The sequence below is a fragment of the Paenibacillus sp. UMB7766-LJ446 genome (genome assembly GCF_030226665.1).
Classification (GTDB): domain Bacteria; phylum Bacillota; class Bacilli; order Paenibacillales; family Paenibacillaceae; genus Paenibacillus; species Paenibacillus vandeheii.
Window position 1 is genome coordinate 173,684 of sequence record NZ_JASOYM010000002.1, and the last position, 23,509, is coordinate 197,192.

The 23,509-nt window shown below is 41.1% G+C and carries 23 protein-coding genes; 17 read left to right on the forward strand and 6 right to left on the reverse strand.

Annotated features, from left to right (window positions below):
• Position 1 precedes the first annotated feature (1 nt).
• The 7 genes from QP794_RS05765 (at position 2) to QP794_RS05795 (ending at position 6,699) form a co-directional block, all read left to right on the forward strand.
• Positions 2-898, forward strand: coding sequence for a carbohydrate ABC transporter permease (locus tag QP794_RS05765; protein ID WP_285075332.1), 897 nt, complete (start codon positions 2-4; stop codon positions 896-898).
• A gap of 71 nt (positions 899-969) precedes the next feature.
• Positions 970-2,604: a type 2 periplasmic-binding domain-containing protein gene (locus QP794_RS05770; RefSeq protein WP_285075333.1), complete on the forward strand. Its 1,635-nt coding sequence runs from the start codon at positions 970-972 to the stop codon at positions 2,602-2,604.
• A 208-nt stretch (positions 2,605-2,812) separates the two neighbouring features.
• On the forward strand, positions 2,813-3,034 hold the full coding sequence (locus tag QP794_RS05775) for a DUF896 domain-containing protein (protein WP_285075334.1): 222 nt from the start codon (positions 2,813-2,815) through the stop codon (positions 3,032-3,034).
• A 275-nt stretch (positions 3,035-3,309) separates the two neighbouring features.
• Positions 3,310-3,549: a ribbon-helix-helix domain-containing protein gene (locus QP794_RS05780; protein WP_024633241.1), complete on the forward strand. Its 240-nt coding sequence runs from the start codon at positions 3,310-3,312 to the stop codon at positions 3,547-3,549.
• Positions 3,524-4,705: a DNA polymerase III subunit beta gene (gene dnaN, locus QP794_RS05785; RefSeq protein WP_285075335.1), complete on the forward strand. Its 1,182-nt coding sequence runs from the start codon at positions 3,524-3,526 to the stop codon at positions 4,703-4,705. Before QP794_RS05780 ends, dnaN begins: the two co-directional genes overlap by 26 nt.
• Positions 4,706-4,918: 213 nt before the next feature.
• On the forward strand, positions 4,919-5,455 hold the full coding sequence (locus QP794_RS05790) for a sigma-70 family RNA polymerase sigma factor (RefSeq protein WP_285075336.1): 537 nt from the start codon (positions 4,919-4,921) through the stop codon (positions 5,453-5,455).
• Entirely contained in the window at positions 5,431-6,699 is a 1,269-nt protein-coding gene (locus QP794_RS05795; protein WP_285075337.1) for a DUF4179 domain-containing protein, read from the forward strand. Before QP794_RS05790 ends, QP794_RS05795 begins: the two co-directional genes overlap by 25 nt.
• Before the next feature lie 109 nt (positions 6,700-6,808).
• Here QP794_RS05795 and QP794_RS05800 read toward each other — a convergent pair whose 3' ends face one another.
• Positions 6,809-8,161 (reverse strand): MATE family efflux transporter, encoded by a 1,353-nt coding sequence (locus QP794_RS05800; protein WP_285075767.1) that lies wholly within the window; start codon positions 8,159-8,161, stop codon positions 6,809-6,811.
• 169 nt (positions 8,162-8,330) lie between these two features.
• Between QP794_RS05800 and QP794_RS05805 the strand changes: the two genes are divergently transcribed.
• From QP794_RS05805 to QP794_RS05815, 3 genes are all read left to right on the forward strand, one after another.
• Positions 8,331-9,011 (forward strand): TetR/AcrR family transcriptional regulator, encoded by a 681-nt coding sequence (locus tag QP794_RS05805; protein ID WP_285075338.1) that lies wholly within the window; start codon positions 8,331-8,333, stop codon positions 9,009-9,011.
• Positions 9,012-9,291: 280 nt separating this feature from the next.
• On the forward strand, positions 9,292-10,182 hold the full coding sequence (locus QP794_RS05810; RefSeq protein WP_285075339.1) for an AraC family transcriptional regulator: 891 nt from the start codon (positions 9,292-9,294) through the stop codon (positions 10,180-10,182).
• 156 nt (positions 10,183-10,338) lie between these two features.
• On the forward strand, positions 10,339-11,403 hold the full coding sequence (locus tag QP794_RS05815; protein WP_285075340.1) for a Gfo/Idh/MocA family protein: 1,065 nt from the start codon (positions 10,339-10,341) through the stop codon (positions 11,401-11,403).
• Positions 11,404-11,600: 197 nt separating this feature from the next.
• Here the strand turns inward: QP794_RS05815 and QP794_RS05820 are convergent, their stop codons facing one another.
• Positions 11,601-12,065 (reverse strand): VOC family protein, encoded by a 465-nt coding sequence (locus QP794_RS05820; RefSeq protein WP_285075341.1) that lies wholly within the window; start codon positions 12,063-12,065, stop codon positions 11,601-11,603.
• A 109-nt stretch (positions 12,066-12,174) separates the two neighbouring features.
• Between QP794_RS05820 and QP794_RS05825 the strand changes: the two genes are divergently transcribed.
• Together QP794_RS05825 and QP794_RS05830 are read left to right on the forward strand one after the other, a co-directional pair.
• On the forward strand, positions 12,175-13,086 hold the full coding sequence (locus tag QP794_RS05825) for a helix-turn-helix transcriptional regulator (protein WP_285075342.1): 912 nt from the start codon (positions 12,175-12,177) through the stop codon (positions 13,084-13,086).
• Positions 13,087-13,156: 70 nt separating this feature from the next.
• Positions 13,157-13,672, forward strand: coding sequence for a P-loop nucleotide/nucleoside kinase family protein (locus tag QP794_RS05830; protein ID WP_285075343.1), 516 nt, complete (start codon positions 13,157-13,159; stop codon positions 13,670-13,672).
• A 59-nt stretch (positions 13,673-13,731) separates the two neighbouring features.
• Here the strand turns inward: QP794_RS05830 and QP794_RS05835 are convergent, their stop codons facing one another.
• Entirely contained in the window at positions 13,732-14,616 is an 885-nt protein-coding gene (locus tag QP794_RS05835) for a LysR family transcriptional regulator (protein WP_285075344.1), read from the reverse strand.
• A gap of 160 nt (positions 14,617-14,776) precedes the next feature.
• On the opposite strand from QP794_RS05835, the gene QP794_RS05840 reads away from it, so the two are divergent.
• Both QP794_RS05840 and QP794_RS05845 read left to right on the forward strand, forming a co-directional pair.
• On the forward strand, positions 14,777-15,520 hold the full coding sequence (locus QP794_RS05840) for an acetoacetate decarboxylase (RefSeq protein WP_285075345.1): 744 nt from the start codon (positions 14,777-14,779) through the stop codon (positions 15,518-15,520).
• 44 nt (positions 15,521-15,564) lie between these two features.
• Positions 15,565-16,596, forward strand: coding sequence for a ketopantoate reductase family protein (locus QP794_RS05845; RefSeq protein ID WP_285075346.1), 1,032 nt, complete (start codon positions 15,565-15,567; stop codon positions 16,594-16,596).
• A 210-nt stretch (positions 16,597-16,806) separates the two neighbouring features.
• Here the strand turns inward: QP794_RS05845 and QP794_RS05850 are convergent, their stop codons facing one another.
• Positions 16,807-17,769 carry a helix-turn-helix transcriptional regulator gene (locus tag QP794_RS05850; RefSeq protein WP_285075347.1) on the reverse strand — a complete coding sequence of 321 codons (963 nt, stop codon included), beginning with the start codon at positions 17,767-17,769 and terminating at the stop codon, positions 16,807-16,809.
• A 106-nt stretch (positions 17,770-17,875) separates the two neighbouring features.
• Here QP794_RS05850 and QP794_RS05855 point away from each other — a divergent pair, with 106 nt between their 5' ends.
• From QP794_RS05855 to QP794_RS05865, 3 genes are all read left to right on the forward strand, one after another.
• The gene (locus tag QP794_RS05855; protein ID WP_024633256.1) at positions 17,876-18,355 is read left to right on the forward strand and encodes a GyrI-like domain-containing protein; all 480 of its coding nucleotides are present in this window, start codon (positions 17,876-17,878) and stop codon (positions 18,353-18,355) included.
• An 18-nt stretch (positions 18,356-18,373) separates the two neighbouring features.
• A complete protein-coding gene (locus QP794_RS05860; RefSeq protein WP_285075348.1) occupies positions 18,374-18,838 on the forward strand; it encodes a phage tail protein in 465 nt (154 codons plus the stop codon).
• 215 nt (positions 18,839-19,053) lie between these two features.
• A complete protein-coding gene (locus QP794_RS05865; protein ID WP_285075349.1) occupies positions 19,054-20,154 on the forward strand; it encodes an NAD(P)H-dependent flavin oxidoreductase in 1,101 nt (366 codons plus the stop codon).
• A gap of 30 nt (positions 20,155-20,184) precedes the next feature.
• On the opposite strand, the gene QP794_RS05870 is transcribed toward QP794_RS05865, so the two are convergent.
• A complete protein-coding gene (locus QP794_RS05870) occupies positions 20,185-21,537 on the reverse strand; it encodes a response regulator (protein ID WP_285075350.1) in 1,353 nt (450 codons plus the stop codon).
• Positions 21,537-23,165, reverse strand: coding sequence for a sensor histidine kinase (locus tag QP794_RS05875; protein ID WP_285075768.1), 1,629 nt, complete (start codon positions 23,163-23,165; stop codon positions 21,537-21,539). Before QP794_RS05875 ends, QP794_RS05870 begins: the two co-directional genes overlap by 1 nt.
• Positions 23,166-23,509: the final 344 nt, after the last annotated feature.

Below are 23,509 nucleotides of genomic sequence, written 5' to 3' on the forward strand. Positions count from 1 at the left end.
TATGAGATCTTCCATGAGGGAACGTGTGGGTCAGACCATCATTGTATCTCTGTTGGCACTGCTCTGTATCTCGGTAATCTATCCCTTCATGTATATGCTCGCTGTCTCCTTAAACGTTGGCAGCGATGCGGCAAAGGGTGGTGTTTATCTGTGGCCGAGGGAGTTTACTTTGTACAATTATGAGGTTGTGCTTGGGAATTCGGTTATTCAACGTGCCTACCTCATTACGATATCCCGTACGATCATAGGCACTTTTGTAGGCTTGCTGATCACGCTTCTGGCGGCTTATGGCTTGTCCTATCGGCATCTTCCTTTCAGGAGATCCTTACTGGGGTACGTGCTGATTACGATGCTGTTTAGTGGCGGATTAATCCCTTTGTACATCCAGCTTAATCACATGTCATTATTAAACACATTCTGGGTGTACATCATCCCGTCTGCATTCTCGGCGTGGAATATGTTTGTGATGATGAAATTCATCCAGGGTATTCCGGAAGCACTGATCGAATCGGCTGAGATTGACGGCGCCAATCCTGTCCGCATTCTCTTCGTCATTATTATGCCGCTTTCGAAACCCATGCTTGCAGCCATTGGTCTTTTTACTGCAGTGGGGCACTGGAATGACTGGTTTTCTGGCGCATTTTATGTCTCAGATCAGAGTCTGATTCCGGTTCAAACGTTTTTGCAACAGCTGCTGTCTGCCCAGGATATTTCGACTGTCCTCGGATCCAACAATAATCAGGAAGCTCTGGCACGAGGTACCATGCTCTCTAACGTTACACTTATGTCCATCAAAATGGCGACAGTCATGGTAAGCGCGCTTCCGATCCTTTGTGTGTACCCGTTCCTGCAAAAGTATTTTGTAAAAGGTGTGCTTATTGGCTCAGTGAAAGGATAGTCCAATATTAAGCAACAGGTTGGGTTTTCTAATCCTATACAATTTCAAAACAACCGAGGGGGACGCATGTGATGAGTCTACGTCAACAGAAGGGAAGAAAGCTGGCTCTGGTATCCATGGCTCTACTGATGTTTGGGATAACGGCATGCTCAAGCAGCAGCACGGAGAGTGGCAGCAGTTCCGCAGATTCTTTTAAGCTATGGCTAGGATGGAATGCAACGATTAATAATCAGAATATGGTCCAAACATATTGGAAAGAAAAGGAACCGGGCATTGACGTTCGTCTGGAAGCTACGCAGGGCGATGTAATGACAGAGCTTAACCTGAAATTGAATACTGGTGGCTTTGATGATGGCGCCTTGTTCTCACGCAGTGATGTTGTCACCACTGCGATGACGCGTTCGGGCAGCGTTCTTCCGCTAGAGCAATACTTTGATATGCCAGATAAATATCCGGGGCTGGCCTCCATTCCGAAAATCTATCTGGATCAGATGAAAGCTCCAGACGGACATATTTATTCCATTCCGACCTGGTTTGATCAAAATCCCGATGATCCTTGGCCCGGCTGGGCTTCCTACGGCTGGTTTGTCCGTACAGATGTGCTGAAGAAAACCGGCATGACGATGGACGATCTGAAATCGTTGGACGGTATAGAGAAGTATTTGAGATCAGCAGCTAAGCAGAAGGATGAAAACGGGAAACCTTTGATTCCCCTTAGTTTTCTCTCTGACGCGGGCGATGAAAATGTCATCCTGAGTACGTTTGGCGTTACGGTCAGCACAGCTGGCGGCGTTATTCCAGTGGAGAAGCAAGGTAATGACTATAAATTCATCTATGACAATTCGCAATATAAAGCGGCTTACCAATGGATGAACAACATGTTCCGGGAAGGGCTTCTGGATCACGAAGCAATTACAGACAAGAAGGAGCGTTACAAGGAAAAAAACAAATCCGGACGTGTAGCCATGAATACGGGTGGATTCTTCAATATGGACGCCCAGTTATGGGAGGTTCTCGACGGACCAACCGATCCGGCATGGTACTATGATGTCATTCCGTATCCGAAAGTGGACGGCGTGAGTGAGATTGGGGCTAATCAGATTATCAATCCGTATCCTGCCAATGACGTGTTTATCAACAAAAATACAAAAAATCTCGATTCCATTCTTGCTTTCTTTGATTATACACTACAGCCCAAGCCCGAACAGCAGCAGGTCGTGAATGAAGGTCCGCCTGGAGTGTTCTGGGATTGGGTGGATAAACCGTTGGGAAAATGGTTGTATACGGACGAGAATTATAAAGCCTTGCATGACTCCGGAGATCAAGCGAAGAAGGCAAGCACGACACCAGAGCTTTATGCGGCTTCTTCCTATAGTAATGACTGGTATCCATGGTGGAATTACGGGGTTACTGATCCAAAGGGGAGATTCAAAACGATTGAATTCACCGAAAAGATTGGCAAAATGGGTGGAACCAGGGTTGCTCAAAACTACGATATGGTGAAGGCCAAACCAGGTGGCTTATGGGAGAAATATTTGCCTGAACTTGATAATGTGCGAAAAGAGTATAAAGCCAAGCTGATTATGGCTAAGGATGATTCACAATTTGAGCAGGCATGGAGTGATTTCCAGGCTGCACTGGAAAAACGGGCTCATTGGAGCGAACTCAAACAGGAATGGTATGAGGGGCTTCAAGGTAATCAATAGTTAGAAGAAGGGAACTGTCGAATATGACAGTTCTCTTATTGTTTTGCATATTTATGTGGTGGTAAGGAAAATTAAATAAATGTGAATCAAGAATTAGAGGAGAGAGAGTGGTGCCATATTTCTCGGCATTATCTAATAAATAGGTGCAGCGTATGCATTTCAGTGCTAGACTACCAGTAAGATTAATTGTACTAGAGGAGAGGAAAAAATGATTAAAAGTTTAGATCGCATTAATCAATTGGCAAAAAAACAGCGTGAAGAGGGTCTGACAAATGCTGAACGAGTTGAACAACAAGTATTACGAGAAGACTATTTACGGGAAATTCGAGGGCAGGTTTTAAACACTTTTTCAGCGCTTACAATACTTGATCCAGATGGAAATGATGTAACACCAGACAAAGTACGAAATGAAAAGGGAATCGATATATAGGAAGGATTAGCTTGTTCGAAAAACGAAAAACCCACGATTATTCATTGACAGAAATGGATTGTATAAATACACTTTTTCTCTAATTGATAACGTGGGTCCTTCTCGTACACTTTATAAATTATCTTTATAAATTTAATATATAAAGTGTTTGATTGGTAAGAATTCCGGATTTCGGTCAATGAGTATTAAATCACTGGAAGGAAATAGATTTATATGATAAAATCTGAGTATGTATAATTGATTTAAGTAACTTAATTCAATGGAGATGATATAAGATGGAGGACAAACAATTTAAGATAGGTCTTTCTAAGAAAGACGGTCAGCTCGGTTTTGTTTTTACCCGTGGAGGGCCGCGTGAAGGAGCAGGAAGAAAGGGAATTGGTGTGACAAAGAAGGTTTCCTTGACTTTAACTGAAGATCTTTGGGAAGAAGTTGATCGTGAGTGTAAAGATTTAGACATCTCTCGGTCTTCATTTTTAAGACATTTGATTGAATCTTATTACGAAGCTAATTGAAAGGCAGGTGAATAAGTTGTTAATACACATATCAAGAGATTTACTAATTAAGTCTATTCAACATGTCTTTAAGGCTTTATCGAACAATAATCAGGGAATATTGTCCGGGCTATACATATATGCAGGAAAGGAAGAGGTCGTTTTTAGGGGGAGCAATACAAGCCTAACGGTTCAATATAAAGCTTGTATTACTGATAGTAAGATTCATATTTTTAACGAGGGGAGCATTGTCTGTCCAGCAAAGTATTTATATGAAATCATTCGTAAATTGAATGATGGCAATGTGATCTTGGAGGTGAATGAGCAGCTCATACTGAGTATAACTTCTGGAAACACGCGCGTTTGCCTGAGCGGAATGTCGCCTATTGACTACCCATTTATCCCAACACAAAATCATCAACAGACAGGTAATGGAATAGATGTATCGTGCAACTCATTAAAGTATTTGATTAAACAGGTTGCGGGGGCATGTTCAACATCTGAGGGGAAACCAGTTTTGACGGGTGTATCGCTGGAGGTTCAAGGGAATCAACTCACTATGACTGCTACAGATGGGGTTATTCGAATGGCGACAGGGTCAATCTGTATCAAGAACGGAATGGGATTCTCGGGAAGTGCAGTAATTCCTGGTGTTAATTTAATAGAGATAGTCAAACTATTGGATGATGACGACCATGGAATGGTAACTATACAATGTAGCCCTCATGAGATCAGGTTTATAACGCAAAATCAACTTATTGAATCGGTCTTAATCGAAGGTCTTTACCCTCCAACCAGAAATCTTGTCCCAACTTCTCATGTCTCCGAGATTATTCTTAATATCAAATCATTTAGACAAATGATTGACCGCGTATTTGTTTTGGCTGACTATCATTTAATTACAATGCATATATCAGAGAAAAAGTTGGAGCTTATATCCAGTACGGCCGAAATTGGTGATGTAAGGGATACGCTATTTTTAGAAGATAAGAACGGAGTGAATTTTAGCACTACTATTAATGGAAAGTATCTTCTGAGTACGTTACGGTGCATTGAATCAGATAGCATCCGAATACGGTTTACTGGCACAAAGAGTCCCCTTGTTCTGCTTCCAGTGTTGGAAGACAGCAGATGGCTATTCTTATTGAATCCTGTTATGAGAAGGATAAACATATAAATTTTAAATTATTTATTAAAAAACGATAAATCCAGCAGAAGTTACCCTACATATGGAAATTCTCGCAATACACTTATAAATTTAAACTTACGATTTTTGCTACACGAGAGTACGCCCTAAGAAAGTGCTGGTTTTCTCCAAAATTTAAAATTTGAAACCTCTTTGCGATGTTGTGCATCTAACATTTGTCTAAACGGAAGGAGGGGAAACTTATTGGACGTACTCAATGAGGTGAAAAAAGCTCAAAAAGGCAACGTTCACGCCTTTGAGAACTTGATTCAAGCTCATAAAGTTGTCATGTACCAAGTGGCAAAAACCATACTTACAAACGATGTAGATTGCAGGGACGCCATGCAAGAATCGATTCTGAAAGCTTTCGAGAAGATAAAGACATTAAGGGAACCTGCGTTTTTCAAAACATGGCTGTTGCGCATTGTAATTAATGAATGTAATCAAATCCATCGTCAAAATAAAAAGATTACTGAGCTAGGGAATTTTACGTCTCTCTCCACACATGAGGATGGATTTGAACAGGTTGAACTGGAGCAATTATTAGAAATATTGCCTAAGGAAGATAGACAGCTCCTTGAGCTTTATCACATTAATGATATCTCCATTAAGGATTTAGCAGAAATTTACCAGAAGCCGGAGAACACAATTAAGACGAGGTTACGCCGCGCACGTGAAAATGCACGTCATATTTTTAGGGAGCAGGAGGGATTTTCATGGAGAAATGGGAGCAGCAATTAAAGAAACAAGTGAATCGTTCGTTACCTGAAGCTGTTGATAAGCACATTGAGCGAACTCTTGACGAACTAACAATAAGAGACAAAAAATCGTCTAAGACATTATTTTATATTATAAGTGTTATAGCTGCTTCCTTATCCATCACAGTGGGTATGACGTCTTTGTCTCCAGCTTTTGCCGAGGCGATGAAGTCTATTCCCATAATCGGATCTGCATTTGAGCTAGTTGGGGGGGCAGGGGTGAAAAGAGGAAGTCAATTGGGATTATCTCAACAATTCAATCAGCAAGTTCAAATCGGCGTTCATGAGATCACTTTTACAGAGAGTCTATATGACGGTTCAAATATCAATCTTGGCTGGGTTGCATCAGCGGATGACAAGGATCCGTTTGAGTTTGTTGATAATGTTATTTTTGCGGTGGATGGTAAGAGGTTGTATAACTTCAGCATGGATGCTCCTGCGCTAAAATTGGAGAACGGAACGTATGCTGGAACACTCCGAATTGATCCAAAAGAGCAACTGTCCGACAAGTTTATTCTCGACATTATGTCCCGAGATGAGACAACCACCTACGCTAAGATACCCATAGAGCTTCAAGGTGGGTTCCAATCGATCCCTATTACCAAATCCGGAATTTGGAACGAGATAGAAATGGATTATGATGCTCTTGTCCTTTATCCAACAACGACAGAGCTCTCCGTTCGTCTAAAAAATACGGACGATAACATAGCCAGAATATTGAAGTTCAAGGTGAGCGATGATCAAGGTCTTGTTTTGGGTAGTACCGGTTATCATGTGTCCGACTTCTTGAAGGACAGTGGAGAATATAAGTTCTTTTTCGAGCCCTTTGAGATTCTTCCCAAAAAAGTAACGATTGTACCTTATATAAGCAGTGCATATACTACGGTAAAAGTAAATGGGGATTGGAACGGAACCCCGATCACTATCCCCCAAGGGAAAGTGGGATCCATCATCATAGTAGATCAGAAATTAGAGAAAAATAATTTAACTTTTACTTTCGAAATTACAGGAGAACGAATTTATGATCAAGTGAGTGAAATCTGGCTTTATGATCATAAGGGAAATCCGTTGCCAAGAGTCAGTCCACCGGTTCGTATATCAGGGAGCAATAAGTATGAAATCACTTTTGCTAACGTCAAGAGCTCGGACTCTATCCAGATAACCACACCTGTATTTAATCCTACAAACTATCTCCGTGATCTTGGTGTCACCTTGGATTTAAAATAATGGAATAGAAAACATTGAAACAAAAAAAGCATGAGAGTGGGGATACCACTCTCATGCTTTTGCATACATCACTCAACATGCATCTTGCTGTCTTCTGAATTATTGTTTTCTAATGTACTAGATTTTCCAATTCCGGCTGCAATTTGTTTCGCAGAATATATAGCATAATAGCTCCAACAAGGAACGCGACGACATCTGCAATGACGAGGGACCAAACCACCCCGTGGAAGCCGTTCAGTCGGTTGGCGATATAGAGCACAGGAATGAGAGTAATTCCTTGAATGACTGACATAATGAAGGCAGCGGTACCTTGCGCTGTTGCTTGGAAAATCCCCACAAACAACGAGGTCATTCCTGTAATAAATAAGGATAAGAACGTGACATGCAGAATGTAGCTGCCCATTTCGATTAATTGCGGGTCATTTGTAAATAAACCAATCAAGTGGTCGGATATCAGATAGACGACAACGCCGAACACAACAGCTAACGCTACAATGGCTTTGATCGTAAATCCAATGGTATGCTTCATGCGTAATTTATTCGCTGTAAAAGAGAAGGCGATCAACGGCACAACTCCCTCGCATAAGCCCATCAGAATAAACTCAGGAAATTGCAACAAACGTGATGAAATTCCGTACCCCGCTACGGCCTGATCCCCATACTCGACAAGAAAATGGTTCAAAATGAGTGACATTGCACCCAAGAAGATACTCATTATAAAAACGGGAACTCCGATTTTGAAAACATTGCTCATAATTTCCTTGGAAGCCCTGAACCATTTTACGGAGATAGTCAAAAACTGGCTCTTATATCCCATATGGAATGCGTAAAAAACACTTGCAATCAAGTTAGAGATGACCGTAGCAGAAGCAACGCCGATCACACCCCAATGGAAGATGAAGACGGCTATCGCATCAAGAATAATATTTACAACGACACTGAGAATCATACCGACCATCGACGTGATCGCTGAACCCTCGGAGCGCACAATATTCTCGAGTGTGAAGAATAAGATGACGAATGGTGAACCAATAAGCATAATCGTGACATAGTCCTTCGTAAATTTGAAGGATTCAGGCGTTGCTCCCAAGCCCTGAACGATTGGATCGATCAAAGGAAGGCCAACGGCAATCACTATAAGACCAAGAACTAAGCTGCTGTAAAAGGCGAATGAAGACACATGCTTTAGATCATCATATCTTTTTTCACCGAGCAAACGGGAGATGAATGTACCGCTACCCATACCAATCAAGTTACCGAGCGCCATAATCACCGCGAATAAAGGCAAGGTTAAAGCGAGTGCGGTTAACATGGCCGTATTGCCCAGTGTACCAAGGAAATAGGCATTTAAGATGGAATAGATGACACTCATCGACGTGCCTAACATCATGGGTACGGCGAAGTGAGCTACGGCTTTTGCAATCGGTGCTTTTTCAAAATAATGGAGGTTTTCTGCATCCATGGGTTTCACTTCTTTCTTCATTTATTTTTAAAATGGTCTGGAATTCGAACAATATATTCAACTTCCAATCTAACAGTGTTAGTTTGTACCTTACAGTGTTAGATGGTATCATGAACTTATGAACCTGTAAAGCATAATCTTACACTGTTAGATAAAAGGGCGGATATCCATGAAAAAACAACAACCTCAAATTTCGGAGGATAAGATTTTGGAAGCTTCGTGGGAGCTTCTTGGGGAGGAGGGTATCGAGAAATTCAGTTTGAGGCGGTTGGCCGATCGGCTGGGGATTCAGGCACCCTCCTTGTATTGGTACTTCAAAAGCAAGCAGCATCTATATCAGCGTCTGGCCAACCAGGTTTCGAAAATAATTCTGGAAGAGTTCCACTCCGAGGGAGACTGGAAGGAGCAGCTAACGGGTCTTGCGGAAACGGTACGTAGTGTGCTCAGCCGGTATCCCTGCTCCACACAGCTCATGATGATGACGCTGCCCCACGAACCGGACATTATTCGGTTCACCAACCGCATGCTGCTCTGCGTTGAATCGACGCCGCTTGAGCAAGATCAGAAAATGCAAGTGGTTACTACACTTGTGAACTATGTCTTTTACTTCGTTCTGGATGATTATCAGCATCAGCGCAATGTCGCCGCAATCTTTAAGGACCAAGCAGCACTTCCTGGTGAAGAGATGATTCGCCTTTTGGACTCCATGGGCGAAGCGGAAGCAGGATTGTTCAGAAGAATGTTCACGAACGGCTTGTTTCAACTTATGGGAACCGACGGAGCGTTTGAATTTGGCTTGAAGCTGATCCTTTTGGGAATTGAGCAGGTAATTAAGGAACAAGAGAATTAGAATGTAAAAAAAATCGCGCATCCGGATATTCGGATGTGCGATTTTTGATAAAGGCTTATTGTTAATTCTATATTGCACCGTTACCGTCAAATTCGACTTGATGATGCAGGATTATTCAGCAGCAATCACGATGAGAAAAACATTTATAAACACATTCTTTTAAATTTTATGATTAGATCAACAGAGAATGAACAGAAGGAATTTGCACATGAAGTTGCTCCGAAATCGGTTACATGATATGTATTGAATGAAACATATTTAAGGAGGATAGCTAACGTACATGAGTTTATATCTGGAAATCCCGGAACTTGACAAACGACTCCCATTTCGGAGCTTTATTCACAAAGGGGATGTGCTCTGTTACCCTCACTGGCATAAGGAAATTGAAATTATTTATGTTACCCAAGGAAGCTTGGATTTGGGCTTGAATGATAAGGTGATTCGTCTGAAGCAGGGGGAAGTCCAATTCATCAATGGCGGTGACGTCCACTTTTTTTTGTCATCCCCAGACAGTGAGCGAATTGTTATTCAATTTGATCTGAATCTGTTTCAAGACGTATCCACACTAATTTACGATGATCGGTCGCTTCGTGACATTTTTACTCAAATTGAGCAATCAAGCAGGAACTGGCCTCATGAAACGGCAACCAGGCTTCTTCCTCTTCTTCAAAGCGTAAGCACAGAAGATGACGAGCGCAAAGAGGGCTATGCATATATGATCAAGGCTAAGCTTTACGAAATGTTGGCTTTTATTCTAAGAGAAGTACCAAGGGGGAATGAGACACATCGACCCCAAATTTCGGAACATATCTTGACTCCGACCAAAGAAATGCTTTTAAAGCTGGAACGAATTTTCGAATATGTAGAAAGGCATTACCAGGAATCAATTATATTAAAGGACGTTGCCGACTATATAGGGTTCAGCCCGTATTATTTCACTAAGTTTTTCAAGAAAAATACAGGAATGACCTTCATAACCTTTCTAAATGAATATCGACTTAATAAAGCGAAATGGATTTTGCTCAATGAAAATTATTCAATTACCGAAATAGCTGAGCAGGCGGGATTCAATAGCGTTAAGACGTTTCATCACTTCTTCAAGGAAGCAACGGGGACATCGCCTTTAAAGTATCGCATGACAATATCCGGGAATAAAACAGCAAGAAAATAGGAAGATAGTCTTTTATCAGACTTGTATGATAAGGGTATTAAACAAGTTGAGGTGCTATACATCTTGCATAGAATCAAGGTCGCAGCCACTCATCTTTTTTTACATAAAGTTTGCTGTGAGAAGTCTATGTAGGCATAGTCAAAATGGGAAAGGACGATGAAGATGAATAACCGAATTTATAATATAGCAATTGTTGGCTTTGGGGGGATGGGCGGCTATCATTGCCAGTTAATTGAGCCTGTATCACAGATTTCCGTAATCGGTGTATACGATACGGTTGAATATCGGATGGAATTGGGCAAGGAAGCCGGCTATAAAACATATGCAAGTCTGGATGCTGTTCTAACAGATGAGCTGGTGGATATCGTTTTGATTGCTACACCTAATGATGTTCACAAAGATATAGCAATTCAAGCTCTGCAGGCTGGTAAACATGTAATTTGCGAAAAACCGGTTACAATAACCAGCAAGGACTTTAATGATATCGTCGAGGTAGCGAACCAGGAGAAACGCGTGTTTACGGTCCATCAAAATCGTCGTTGGGATGAAGATTTCCGGACTGCCAAGGACATCATCGAGAAAAAGACTTTGGGCGAGCTGTTCCATTTGGAATCCAGGGTTCAAGGAGCCAACGGCATACCTGGCGACTGGCGCCAGCTGAAGGATTACGGTGGAGGTATGCTGCTGGATTGGGGCGTGCATTTGCTGGACCAACTGCTGCAGATTACAGATAGCCAAATTGAAAGCGTTGCGGCTAATTTAAGTTATATTTTAGGAACTGAAGTGGATGATGGTTTTACGAGTTATATAACGTTTAAAGATGGCCTGACGGCACTGATTGAAGTGGGAACGACCAATTATGTGAAGCTACCGAGATGGTATCTCAAAGGAACGGAAGGTACTGCAGTGATTCGGGACTGGGATTTAAGTGGAGAGATTATCACTCGAAATCCGGATGTTGCTCATATAGAGCCGAAACCTATCCAAGCGGGGCAGGGATTGACCAAAACGATGGCGCCGCCGTCCGAACAGTCCACGCTAAAGTTTGCAATACAAAAGCCGGACTTGGAGGAGCAAAGCTTCTATGAAAATTTTGTCTCTGTACTCGAAGGGAAATCTGAAATTGCAATTAAGAATGATGAAGTTCACAGAGTACTTGTACTAATTGAGACTATTTTTGAGGCAGCCGAGACTAAATCTGTGATCCATAGAAGTATTTAACACGCTTTCTGTTATTGCTGTAACTACCAGATATGCATTAAATCGTGTAAGCCGTCAATAATGACGGCTTTTTGTCTGTCTAGATTTAAATTTACAACAAAATGTGACCAAATGCCGTCCTTGAGAGTGTTAGAGATATAAAGGAGGGAAGCCCACGTACTGCTCCAACTTGAGCAGCACGTGGGCTTCGATTTGCATTACTGTTGATTAGAAATCACTCTATCCAGGAATGTATCAGCGTCGCTATTAAACTTCCAAACGATACCAAATTTATCAACCAACATTCCGAAGCAGGAAGACCAAGGCATTTCTGATAAAGGCATGATCACATAGCCACCTACAGACAAATTAGAAAAGTATTTTTCACTTGCCTGTTTATCATCAATAATGATACTAATGATTACATTGTTGCCTTTAACCAGCTCACCTGTTACGTTCTTCATTGAAGGAAGAAGATCCGACAACATTATTTTTCCACCAGCGAATTCTAACGATGACTCCATAATCATATTCAACTCATTTTCGGGTAAAGGGTAGTTTGGATCTTGTGAAAAATCCTTGAATTTCACTTTTTTTACCTCACTTGCGTTTAAAGCTTCTGAATAAAACGCGATGACTTGCTCAGTGTTCCCATCAAAATTTAAATATGCAATAACTGACATGATAAAACCTCCTTCTTGTAATACATGAAGTGTAAGCTATAATAGGTGACAGCTATATTGTCACCTATTATAGCTTTGTTCAAAATTTATTTACTTAAAGAGGACTATCATGAACAAAATTGAAAGATTAATATCTATCATAATGATCTTGCTGCAAAAGAATGTGGTATCAGCCACCGAATTTGCGAAATTATTCAATGTATCCAAAAGAACGATTCTACGTGATATGGAAACACTTGGATTATCTAACATTCCCATTTATTCTATTAATGGAGTGCACGGCGGATACGGGATTATGGATGAATACAAAATAGACAAACGACTTTTAAGTAGTAAAGACTTAGAAAATATACTAACTGCACTGGGCGGATTAGGAAAAATTCTATTTAGTGACGAAGTAGAATCAACGCTTAAAAAAATTGAATCGATGATAGGTTCAACAACTTTGGGAGGTACAATTCAACTGTCATTCTATAATTGGGATGGTCGTCCTGAAATTGTGCAAATCTTAAAGACTTGCCAGGAAGCAATAGTGCAGGGAAGGTTACTTACATTCGATTATATAGATCAAAGTGGAGTCAAGTCGCAGAGACGGGTCGAGCCATACCAGCTTCATTTTAGTGAAATGAGTTGGTATTTGAAGGGGTTTTGTTTAGATCGAATGGAATATCGAACTTTTAAATTGTCCAGAACGGATAATCTGAATATTGATATTAAAACCTTTGTTGCCAGAGACTATGAGACTGAGCAGAAAGCAGAGCAATACTATCAACCGAAACTAATTACAATTAAAGTATTGATCTCACATCGGATAAAAGATCAATTTATTGAAAGATACGGTCAAAAAAGGATCGAAGCCTATAATTCGGAGCTCCTAATAGCCGAAATAGATATGCCACAAAACCACTTTGGATTTCGGTTTTTAGCTGGTTTTGGGACGGATTTGGAAATTATAGAACCTAAAGCATATGTTGTAGAATTTCGAGAGTTTCTAAATGCCATGATAAATAAATATGTCTAAGAACCCATGTTGAATGTTTCTTCTTTGTATAGGCTTGTCTCTTTTTATGATAAGAAGGAGGTACTAAGTTATGGAAAAAGCGATCTATTTAATTACAGGCCTAATGGCTTCTGGTAAGTCAACAGTGTCGGAGCTGCTGGCTTCCAAGCTGGGAAAAGCCGTGCATCTGCGTGGTGATATATTCCGTCGCATGATTGTATCCGGCCGTGAAGACATGTCCGCTGAACCGTCGGAAGAAGCAGTCCGTCAATTATATTTGCGTTATCAGCTAGCCGCAAATGCCGCAAAAACCTATTATGAGAATGGTTTTTCTGTAGTTTTGCAGGATAATTACTACGGTGCAGAATTAGTCTATATGATGGAGCAGTTAAAGGATTACCCGGTTCAGTTAGTTGTGCTGTGTCCTAAGGTAGAGGTGGTAAAAGAGCGTGAAAAATCAAGAGGAAAGGTCGGGTACACTGGCTTTACGGTAGAGAATTTGTACTCGGAATTTTTGAAAGAAACGCCTCAAATCGGATTTTGGCTGGATAGTTCGGAGCAGTCCCCTGAGCAATCCGTGAATGAAATTTTACAGCACTATAGATGAAAACCAATTATTAATTTCAAGGCGCAAAAAGTTACAGAATGCTCCGAATATGTAGTTTTTCAAACTTTGTACAATGCATAATGATCATTAAAATATGCAATGATAAAGTCCCGGAAACTTCTGGCCGAAGAAGATAAATGTCTATCCTTCACCCAAGATAGTCCCACTGGATAGGTAGGATTAATATCCGCGATTCTGACGTAAATCAAATCCAATTTTCTACAGACTGAAATAGGGAGCAACGCGATACCCTGATTAACCTTAATAATTTCCGCCAGTAAATGAGAATCTACCTCGAATATATTCTTGGGAGTGAATCCTGCTTTTTTGCAAAGCTCGGTTGTAAAAAAGCTATACTCCTCATTATTAGCAAGGGAAATAAAAGATTCATCAGCCACTTTGATTAACGAGATTTCAGATTTTGTCGCAAACTTGTGAGTGGATGGTAAAACTAGCACGATATCTTCATTAATAAGGACACAACTTTCAATCTCATCGTCCGCTATAGGTGGACCTGCGATCCCCAAATCAATATCCCCTTTTTTTAAGCTTGCAAGGATATCATTTCTAGCTCCAAGTCCTTGTTGTATATTGGTATCCGGCCACTGGGTAATGTACCTGCTGATTAATCCAGATAGGAATCTTGGATTTGAAATCGATATTTTGATGGTATGATCAATTGCCATATCCTTCGTCCTTATTTCCATTTTTGCATTTTCAATTTCGGTGAAAATCCTGTTGACATGTTTCAATAGGATTTTTCCGGATGCATTCAATTGTATATTTCTCCCTTTCCGATCAAACAAGGTTGTACCCAACTCATCCTCAAGTCTCTTTATCGTTAGACTTAAAGAAGGCTGAGCAATATTTAATTGTTCGGCAGCCTTAGAAATATGTTCTGTATAAGCGACTGTCTGAAAGTATTTCAATTGAAGCAGCTCCACTATAGTGCACCTCTTATATTTATTATAATAAATGAGTTTATATATTATCATGTATTAGATTAAATGTAAATTGAGATGTAAAATGGTTTTGTAATCATCATTTCGATAGAGAAATCAGACAACAGAATGAAGAAATTAGAGATCGGAAGGTGTCGTTCAGATGAGGAAGGAAGAAGTGGTTAAGCAATTTACAACTCCGCTGGATGCAGGGGCATTTCCTTTGGGGCCATATCGTTTTTATAATCGCGAATACCTGAACATTTTATATAGAACTGATCTGGAACGCTTAAAAAAAATCGTTCCGGAGCCATTGGAGGTAACCTCTCCGCTTGTAAGGTTTGAGATTATGAAAATGCCGGATGTAACAGGCCTTGGTTCCTATACAGAGTGTGGTCAGGTGATACCTGTTAACTTTGAAGGGGAGGAAGGAGACTATCTCCACGCAATGTACGTAGACAGTTTTCCTGCAATCGCATCAGGCAGGGAAATAGGTGCCTATCCTAAAAAAATGGGCAAACCCAGTTTGTATGTAGATTCCGACACATTGGTTGGACTTATGGATTATGGCTCTTTGAGAGTAGCTACCGCGACCATGGGATATAAGCATGTTCCGCTTGATCACTCGGAGGCGCTACAAGAGATTGTTAAACCAAATTATATGCTGAAAAAGATGCCCGGTTATGACGGATATCCAAGAATCTGTGAATTGGTACGGAGCCAAATTACGGATATTAAAATACAGGGTGCCTGGTCAGGCCCTGCAAGACTGGAGCTATTCGCTCATGCTCTTGCGCCGATGGCAGATTTGCCTGTACTTGAGGTTGTTTCGGCTTCCCATATCATAACAGAGCTTTCGCTGCCTTCTCCAACAGTGATATATGATTATTTAGCTGATGAAAAATAAACGTCATTAAAAGCAATCAAAAAGAAAAGGTAGGGAAAATCCAAATGAGAATCGCAGTTTTAGGAGCAGGTTCCTTAGGAACCATCGCTGGTGCATATATTGCTGCCGGCGGACAAGATGTAGAGTTAATTGATGTCTATCAAGCACATGTTGACGCGTTAAACCAGACAGGGGCCCAAATTACTGGCACCACTGATTTTCAGGCAATGGTGAAGGGCATTACTCCTGACGATATGTCAGGAACATATGATTTAATTTTGCTTTTAACCAAGCAGCTATATAACGAGTCTGTCCTGCAAGATCTGTTGCCATTTTTAGATGAGCAAAGTGTTGTGCTCTCTTTGCAAAACGGTATCCCTGAAGAAAAGGTGGCTTCCATAGTTGGACGAGAACGTGTAGTTGCCGGATCTGTTGAATTTGGTGCTACGTTTATTGAACCGGGAGTATCAAGACTCACAACAGAGTTCAATCGATTTAAGCAGTACGCTTTTCAAATTGGCGAATTAAATGGTGAGACAACCGATCGAATTCAACAGATCAAATCTATATTAGACCTAGTAGGTGGAACACATATTTCCGATAACCTGGTGGGCACGAAGTGGTCCAAATTGCTTATTAACAATGCATTTAGCGGTTTATCTGCAGCACTGAATGTGGAGTATGGCGCCGTGCTTGATCATGATATTAGTATTGTAAGTGCCGTTCGTATTGCCGATGAGACGATCAAAGTTGGACACGCAAATGATGTGAAATTTGCCATGATGAGTGGTTTTGATATTGAATCTTTGGAAATACAAAGTGATAAGGATATCCCTGAACGTATGGACACACTTCGGGTTCTCATGGAGTCCTCCCGACTGTTAAAAGCAAGTATGCTACAGGATTTAGAAAAGAAACGGAAAACCGAAATTGACTATATCAATGGAGTCGTTCCACGGTCAGCTTCAGGCAAAAATATCTTAACACCTTATAATGATATGGTTGTAAGATTAGTCAAACAAGCTGAGGAATCTCAATCCGTGCCCAATTTCAATACTAATATTAAGTTTTTCGAAGAGCTTAACAAAGACAGATGATGTAAGCAAGGTATAGATCACCAGAAAACGTGTTGAGGAGATAGTCCTCAATACGTTTTTATTTTATGAAACGCTAAATGTTACCTTAGTTTTTCTTTCGATGGACAATTGGGATAATGTCCCATAGTAGATCTCAGTAAAAACAGCAGATAATAAAAGCACGGTCAAGCTCCAAATGATCAGGGATGAAACTGCAAACTGTCCACTGACTTAGGAGCAATATAAGCTAAATCTCTCTTGTACACCTGCAAAGACTTCTTCGGGCATCTCCTTGACCTTGATATCTCCTCCCAGGAAAAGCAACCAATTGGTTATTTCGGTTAATTCTTCTGGATGATGAACATTGATAAACGCCTTTATAACGGCTGTGGTTTGGTAAGGATTCGTATATGAAAGAGAAAACTTTAAAGGGTGATACTTCTTGAACTGTGCAATCGCCTTTGGACCAAGCTCAAGGACAAGATTGATAACCTCTTCCTGCTTGCTTAGTTGTTCTAAAATCTTCTTCTTACTGATCCTTTTCTTCGGTGGGTATGGTTCTACATGGGTGAGATTGTCAACAGATAAAATTTGCCTCTTTTCTGTATCTAAGTCAAAGCCTTCAATGAGCCATAGACTTTTTTCACGATAAAGGTGCAAGAGATAAATGGGATAAGTCTTTATGTCCCTCTCTTCTCTGACGGTAACCAATAAATAGCTCTCTAAAAGAATAATCTGAATGAGTTTTTCCAACATTGGATGTGGCAGGTCTGATAAATCAAGCAAGTCGGGATTATGAGGGTTGGTTCCTTCAAATAGCAATATTTGATTTAAAAGAACCAGGTCGTCCTGCTGATTTTTGGAGATGAGACCCAGTAATTTTTCGGTTAAAGACTGACGACTCTTCAGATAAGGAAGTTGTTGATTTCTAGTGGCCATAAAGGCAATAAACAAAGCTTTGATCTCATTATCAGTAAAGCGGACCGTGGGAAGGACAGAATTGTTCATGACAAAATAACCCCCATCTCTCCCAACTTCAGCGACAAGTGGCATGCCCATGGCTTCAATTTCCCTGATATCTCGAATAGCGGTCGAACGTGAGATGTTAAATTCCCGCATGATTTCAGAAATGGTAAAGTGGGCGCGGTTGTTGATATACCTCATGATGATATTAATCCGTTCAACTTTTTTCATCGGGCCTCCCTAAACAGTATCATAATTTGACATGATTTAAGGTTATTATAAACCTATCAAGTGAAAAGACAAACCACTGATAAATTTAAAGAGGACGGTGTTTATGATGAGTAATTATCAATTTGAAGAAAAAGACAGCTTTATCGTTTTGGGTATTGGAACTGAGCTTAAGAGCCACTACACAGATTTTGCTGGCATTAACAAAGAAAAAGCGGATTTTTGGTCGGCTGTGAAACAAGATGGAAGTCTCGATGCTTTAAAAGCTGTAGCGACAAATGACTACATTTTTGCTGTGAACGAAGCAGTGAATAACAAAATGATGTATTATGCTGGCGTCATGACCGAAGCAACATTGCCAGAAGCAACTAGAGTAATCCAATTCCCTAAGGGTGAATATCTGGTGATTAAGGGGGAAGGGACAACGGCTGAAGAGTTGAGTAATAACCTTACTGGCGTTGCTTTTGGGCAAGTTTTGCCACAAGAAAAGAATTACGCTTATGTAGGTGGGCCAAATACAACGGTTGAGATGGGGCAGCGAAACGGCTTGCTGTTTGGTGAAATGTGGATTCCTGTAGTTAGGAAATAACGAGAAGGAGAGATCGTGATGTCGTATAGCGTTGATTTCAAAAATGTGTCTACAGTTGGTTTAGAGTCTTCACCGGTAGCTGAAGCACTGGCTGGTTTACGTGCAAACGAAGCCCGTTATTTTATGAACAAATATAAGCATGAATTCACGGTTGTACCCGCTAGCGAAAGTCAGGATACTCTTGAATATGTAAACCGAATATTGAAGGAAGAACGAGATATTGAGTTTGCGGCCAAGCCCTTGGAAACGTCGGCTTTTCAAGTGGAAAACATTCGATTTTCCTACGTCTTTTATGAAGATGGACTTGCTCTCAATGTCATGTATACGGTTGATGACCCTAAGAAGCGGGCTGTTGGTTTTAAGCTCTCTGAGGGGATGGAGGTACCAAAAGAATTAGAAGAAAAGTTCAAGTTTGCCAGACAGAAATCGAAGTTAGCTGGAACCATTCGGGGATCGTTTTTCGTAATAAAGAAAGAGTATTAAAATAAGCAAAAAGCATATGTGGGGGATTTCATCCATTGAAAGTCGCTGTAATAGCGGCTTTTTTTTGTTCTATTTGCAGGAGTTCTTGACCCGATGACTGAAATGGACAAATAGAGTTAGAATTCGATCTATCTGAAATGGTGATATGTAGCATCTGATTTACGGATTATACATGATGGGTAAACTCGATGTAAACTGAAGAAGAACCCAATCCAATGAATGAGGAGAACATATCGATGTCTATTCAATTAAACAGCAAGCTCTGTGAAAGCTTCAATATTCGTTATCCAATCGTTCTTGCGGGCATGGCGGGTATCGCCAACATGGCCCCCTTAGTCGCTGCGGTTTCCAATGCAGGTGGGTTAGGTACGCTAGGCGCTGCGTATATGAGCCCTGAAGAGCTAAGAGATGCTATACACGAGATTAAAAAACGGACTCAAGCACCGTTTGCCGTAAATATTTTTGCTCATGTTGGACCAGATCAATATACGAATTTTGATGCAGTAAACGAAGAACTGACCTCGATTCAAGAGTCCTTAGGTGTGAAGCGGCGAACTAAAGATGAAATCCATTCACCTAATCATTTTGAGGAACAGTTCGGTATCTTGTTGGATGAAAAAGTCCCGATTATTAGTACAACGTTTGGATTGCTTTCTGAGCATCATATGCAGAGGGCAAAATCGTTAGGGATCAAAATCATGAGTAAGGTCACCACGGTAGAGGAAGCTATTCAAGCGGAGAAGCGCGGATGTGACGTCATTGTTGCACAAGGTAGTGAAGCAGGAGGACATCGAGGAACTTTTGATGTATCATCTCAGCCTGGCGGAGCGAACATCGGAACCATGGCACTTGTTCCACAAATTGTAGATCATGTCCATATTCCAGTCGTTGCTGCGGGTGGAATTATGGATGGCCGAGGGCTGGTGGCTTCACTTGCTTTGGGGGCACAAGGTGTACAAATGGGGACCCGTTTCTTGACATCCGCTGAGTCTGGCGCACATGAGGTATATAAACGTGCATTACTTGATAGCACAGAGGAAAGTACCGTAATAACAAATGCATTTTCTGGACGGCCAGCGCGTGGTATAAAGAACGATTTTATACAACATTGGGAAGCATCCCGTACTAAACCGCTACCCTTCCCTACCCAAAATACATTAACTCGAGAGATCAGAAATGCTTCTGCTCGCCAAAATAATTCAGAGTATATGGCCCTTTGGGCAGGGCAGGGAACGAGAATGTTAACAGATAACCAATCTGCAGGCGATATCATTAATCAAATTGTAGAAGAGGCCAGAACTATTATTCAGTTGTGAAGGTGATTCATCTCACGACAGGGTCCATCTTCACTTGTGAATCATGTTTCTTCGGTACTGGTACGGCGTAACCCCGTATTCTACTTTGAACAATTGGATAAAATATTGATTTTTTTTGTAACCGACCATCTGCGCTATATCGTTTACACGAAGTTGAGAACCCTGAAGCAGTTGGGAAGCTTTCTCCAACCGTTTCCTGGAAATGTAGTTTGACACATTTTCACCCGTCTCTTGTTTGAAAAGTTTGGAAAGATAGACGGGGTGGAGGTGTGCGACTTTCCCTAGTTCATCCAGACTAAGGCAATTTGAAAGATGGTCTTCGATGTACGTTTGCACTTTATCGACGATAGTTTGAATGGACATCTGTTTGTTGTTTCTGATCCGGTTAACCCTTTCGATGAGCGTCGACCAAAGTTTATCAGGATCTCGTAGCCGATTGAAAATCCAATCCGCAGTCTCAGATGCATCCCGATTCTTATCCGACAGATATATATAAAGGATGGTCTCCATGAGAAAGATTAGTTTTTGCTTTCTGTCACTGATTCGATCATATGTTTTGATGATGTTTCCGGTATACTCCCATTCTCCACATGACGGAGAATGGTTAAACAAGCCAATGAAGTCGTCAAAGTGTATGTCCTCATTTAGAAAGAATCCGTAGAACATCTGCCGAGCCATGTTTCGATTGGTCAACGAAAAGGGAGGAGACACGACCGAGTGATTTAATTTGGTGGTTAGTTCCTCAGCAACTTCTTCCGGAACAAAAGCGACCAGTTGACTTCCCGCAGTGTAAATGAGTCGATCCAAATTTTCTCCAACAGCACGTTTTATATGGTCCTCATGTTCTTGAGTAAAACCATCCACCTTGAAATAGCAAAGACGGCGCCCCCCTAAAAACTCAGTATAAACATCGAACTCTTTTCTTAAGTTCTCGTTTTCTCCAAGAAATGAAAGCAGATACCCCAAACCATCGAAGTTCTCCCATACGACGGGTAGAACGGGCCGTGTCTTTATAATATTCTGGATGGCTTTAGACATTGCTTTCTCCACATCATCTTTATCTACAGGTTTGAGCAAATAGTCGAGTGCACCTAAACGGATTCCTTGTTGCGCATATTCGAACTGGGAATAGCCAGAAAGGATGATGACTTTGGTCGGTAAGTTGTGTTTGTGGATATGTTGCAGCAGATCAATCCCAGAAAACTCGGGCATTCGAATGTCAGTGATCAGAATATCGATGTGGCTTTCATTCAACATTTCTCTGGCTTCAATCGAGTTGGTCGTCGTCTCGATCTGATCAATACCAAAGGTGGTTTTCCAATCAAGCAAGTGCTTTATATACTCAACGACATGATGTCCGTCATCAACGATTAATAATCGCATTAGCTTGCTCCCTTCTCTGCAAGAATATGGATATGTAGCAAGACGGACAAGCCTCCCCACTCATTGGTAGAGAATTGCAGTCCGCTAAGCTCACCGTACGTATTCTTCAGGCGCTTGTTTACATTCCAGAGCCCAACACCACTAGTTCCCTCAGGCTGAATGCTGCTCTCAAGTTGAGCCTCCAGCTTGCGGATATCTTCCAGCGCAAGACCTTTGCCGTCATCCGAGACCTTGATTGTAATCCCAACTTCCGTATCTTTCACATCAATAGTTACCCGATGGGCTCCCTGTTGTCCTTCAATGCCATGTTGAATGGCGTTTTCGACGACGGGCTGGATGATCAACGGCATAAGAGGGAGGGAAGCAAGCCCCGGTGGCAGATCAATGTTGTACTCCACTTTTTTGCTGAGAGACATAATGATCAGAAAATGTTCCGCAAACTTAAGCTCGCTTTTCAGAGTGACTTCATGTCGGTCCATTTTGGTTAAATAGCGGTAATATTCGGCTAGATGTTTACTCATGCGCATTACCGCATCCGGTGAAAACTTGGCCACAGACATAATAAAAAACAAACTGTTGTATAAAAAATGAGGGTTAATCTGAGCTTGAAGTTGTTGAAGTTCCGCACTTCGTCTCAATTCCGTTTCGGTCTTCAATGATATGAACAGATCCTGGATTTCGGCAACCATATGGTTGAAGCTCCTGAACAGGCTGTAAAACTCTTTGTCGGTATTTTCGGTAATCCGCGTGTTGTGATTGCCTTGCTCGACCTGTGAGAACTTTCTCTCCAACAGACGGATATTACGGTAGTAGTTCCGGTAAAACGTAAAAATAACAACCAGACCAAGCGTCAAAACCGCCAAAATGCTGGCAAGGAAAACTTTACGGTTACGGTCAAGCGGCTGCAGAAAATCATTTGTCCGAGTATATGTAATGAGGTAAGAATCGATCGGTTCAATATAACGGGAAAGAACATAATAATCATCCGAATTGGTATGATAATCATATTTTATGGTTGCCTCTGTTTCGGGTGAAAGCATAACGGTAACCGCTTTCAACAAATCGTTGTCGACTTCTTTCTCACTCCATAACTGATGATGGTTAAACAGATAAAAAGCGTTCGAGCTGTCGTTGTTCACAGCCTTTTTGAGCAGGCTTTTCAAATAATCAGTATTCAGCTTTACACCAACCACATATTGAGCTGGCTCATTTTGGCCAGACTTTAGGATATAAGGATAGACGGCAAAGTAATACAAGCTGTCACCGATGATCTGCCATCCCCGTTGATGAGCATCCTTGAATGGAAGTCTTGCCTCCAGCGTATTGTTCGTGGACAAAAACGTTTCTTCAGACTTCCAGTAAATGCCGATCGATTCAATAGATCGACTGGAAAGGAGTGTTTGTCGCAAGCGATCAACTATATCATTCTTCTTCATTTGTGAATCGTAATTGCTCAGCTCAATAACATGGTTCTGATAAAACCGGACATCACTGTCAGCTGCAAACTGAACCCCGTACATGTTTGCCTCATACATAATTCCGTCAAGAATGCCCTTCACATAATCAAGTTGGTTTTTGGAAGCGACGATCAGATTTTCTTCCAGAGTTTTAGAGCTCAATCGGTTCATTACGAAAAACAAACTCAATGTCAGCAGGAGAAAAAAAACAAAGAAATAGATAAATCGCTTCATGTACATTTTCTTAATCATATGCTTTCCCTTTCATCTCACAAAACCTAGAAGTTAAAACTCCATATCGAATTAACTTTAATATAAGCCAAACCTCCGAAAAGCGGAAGGGTGGTAACAGCATTAAATGAAAGCGGTTTTAAAATGATTCAGGTTGAGGTGATGATCTTGAAATTTTGGCATTTTGGTGTGAAAGCGCTTTTGTTAAGCTTAACTGCAAGGATTGCTATCGAAGAGCCGTCATAGAGGAGGTATGCAACATTAACGAGATTGGTTCGGTTACG

Coding starts and splice junctions, on each gene's coding strand:
- QP794_RS05765 (WP_285075332.1), top strand. CDS start 2: ATGAGATCTTCCATGAGGGAACGTGTGGGTCAGACCATCATTGTATCT.
- QP794_RS05770 (WP_285075333.1), top strand. CDS start 970: ATGAGTCTACGTCAACAGAAGGGAAGAAAGCTGGCTCTGGTATCCATG.
- QP794_RS05775 (WP_285075334.1), top strand. CDS start 2,813: ATGATTAAAAGTTTAGATCGCATTAATCAATTGGCAAAAAAACAGCGT.
- QP794_RS05780 (WP_024633241.1), top strand. CDS start 3,310: ATGGAGGACAAACAATTTAAGATAGGTCTTTCTAAGAAAGACGGTCAG.
- QP794_RS05795 (WP_285075337.1), top strand. CDS start 5,431: ATGGAGAAATGGGAGCAGCAATTAAAGAAACAAGTGAATCGTTCGTTA.
- QP794_RS05800 (WP_285075767.1), bottom strand. CDS start 8,161: ATGGATGCAGAAAACCTCCATTATTTTGAAAAAGCACCGATTGCAAAA.
- QP794_RS05805 (WP_285075338.1), top strand. CDS start 8,331: ATGAAAAAACAACAACCTCAAATTTCGGAGGATAAGATTTTGGAAGCT.
- QP794_RS05810 (WP_285075339.1), top strand. CDS start 9,292: ATGAGTTTATATCTGGAAATCCCGGAACTTGACAAACGACTCCCATTT.
- QP794_RS05815 (WP_285075340.1), top strand. CDS start 10,339: ATGAAGATGAATAACCGAATTTATAATATAGCAATTGTTGGCTTTGGG.
- QP794_RS05820 (WP_285075341.1), bottom strand. CDS start 12,065: ATGTCAGTTATTGCATATTTAAATTTTGATGGGAACACTGAGCAAGTC.
- QP794_RS05825 (WP_285075342.1), top strand. CDS start 12,175: ATGAACAAAATTGAAAGATTAATATCTATCATAATGATCTTGCTGCAA.
- QP794_RS05830 (WP_285075343.1), top strand. CDS start 13,157: ATGGAAAAAGCGATCTATTTAATTACAGGCCTAATGGCTTCTGGTAAG.
- QP794_RS05840 (WP_285075345.1), top strand. CDS start 14,777: ATGAGGAAGGAAGAAGTGGTTAAGCAATTTACAACTCCGCTGGATGCA.
- QP794_RS05845 (WP_285075346.1), top strand. CDS start 15,565: ATGAGAATCGCAGTTTTAGGAGCAGGTTCCTTAGGAACCATCGCTGGT.
- QP794_RS05850 (WP_285075347.1), bottom strand. CDS start 17,769: ATGAAAAAAGTTGAACGGATTAATATCATCATGAGGTATATCAACAAC.
- QP794_RS05855 (WP_024633256.1), top strand. CDS start 17,876: ATGAGTAATTATCAATTTGAAGAAAAAGACAGCTTTATCGTTTTGGGT.
- QP794_RS05860 (WP_285075348.1), top strand. CDS start 18,374: ATGTCGTATAGCGTTGATTTCAAAAATGTGTCTACAGTTGGTTTAGAG.
- QP794_RS05865 (WP_285075349.1), top strand. CDS start 19,054: ATGAATGAGGAGAACATATCGATGTCTATTCAATTAAACAGCAAGCTC.
- QP794_RS05870 (WP_285075350.1), bottom strand. CDS start 21,537: ATGCGATTATTAATCGTTGATGACGGACATCATGTCGTTGAGTATATA.
- QP794_RS05875 (WP_285075768.1), bottom strand. CDS start 23,165: ATGAACCGATTGAGCTCTAAAACTCTGGAAGAAAATCTGATCGTCGCT.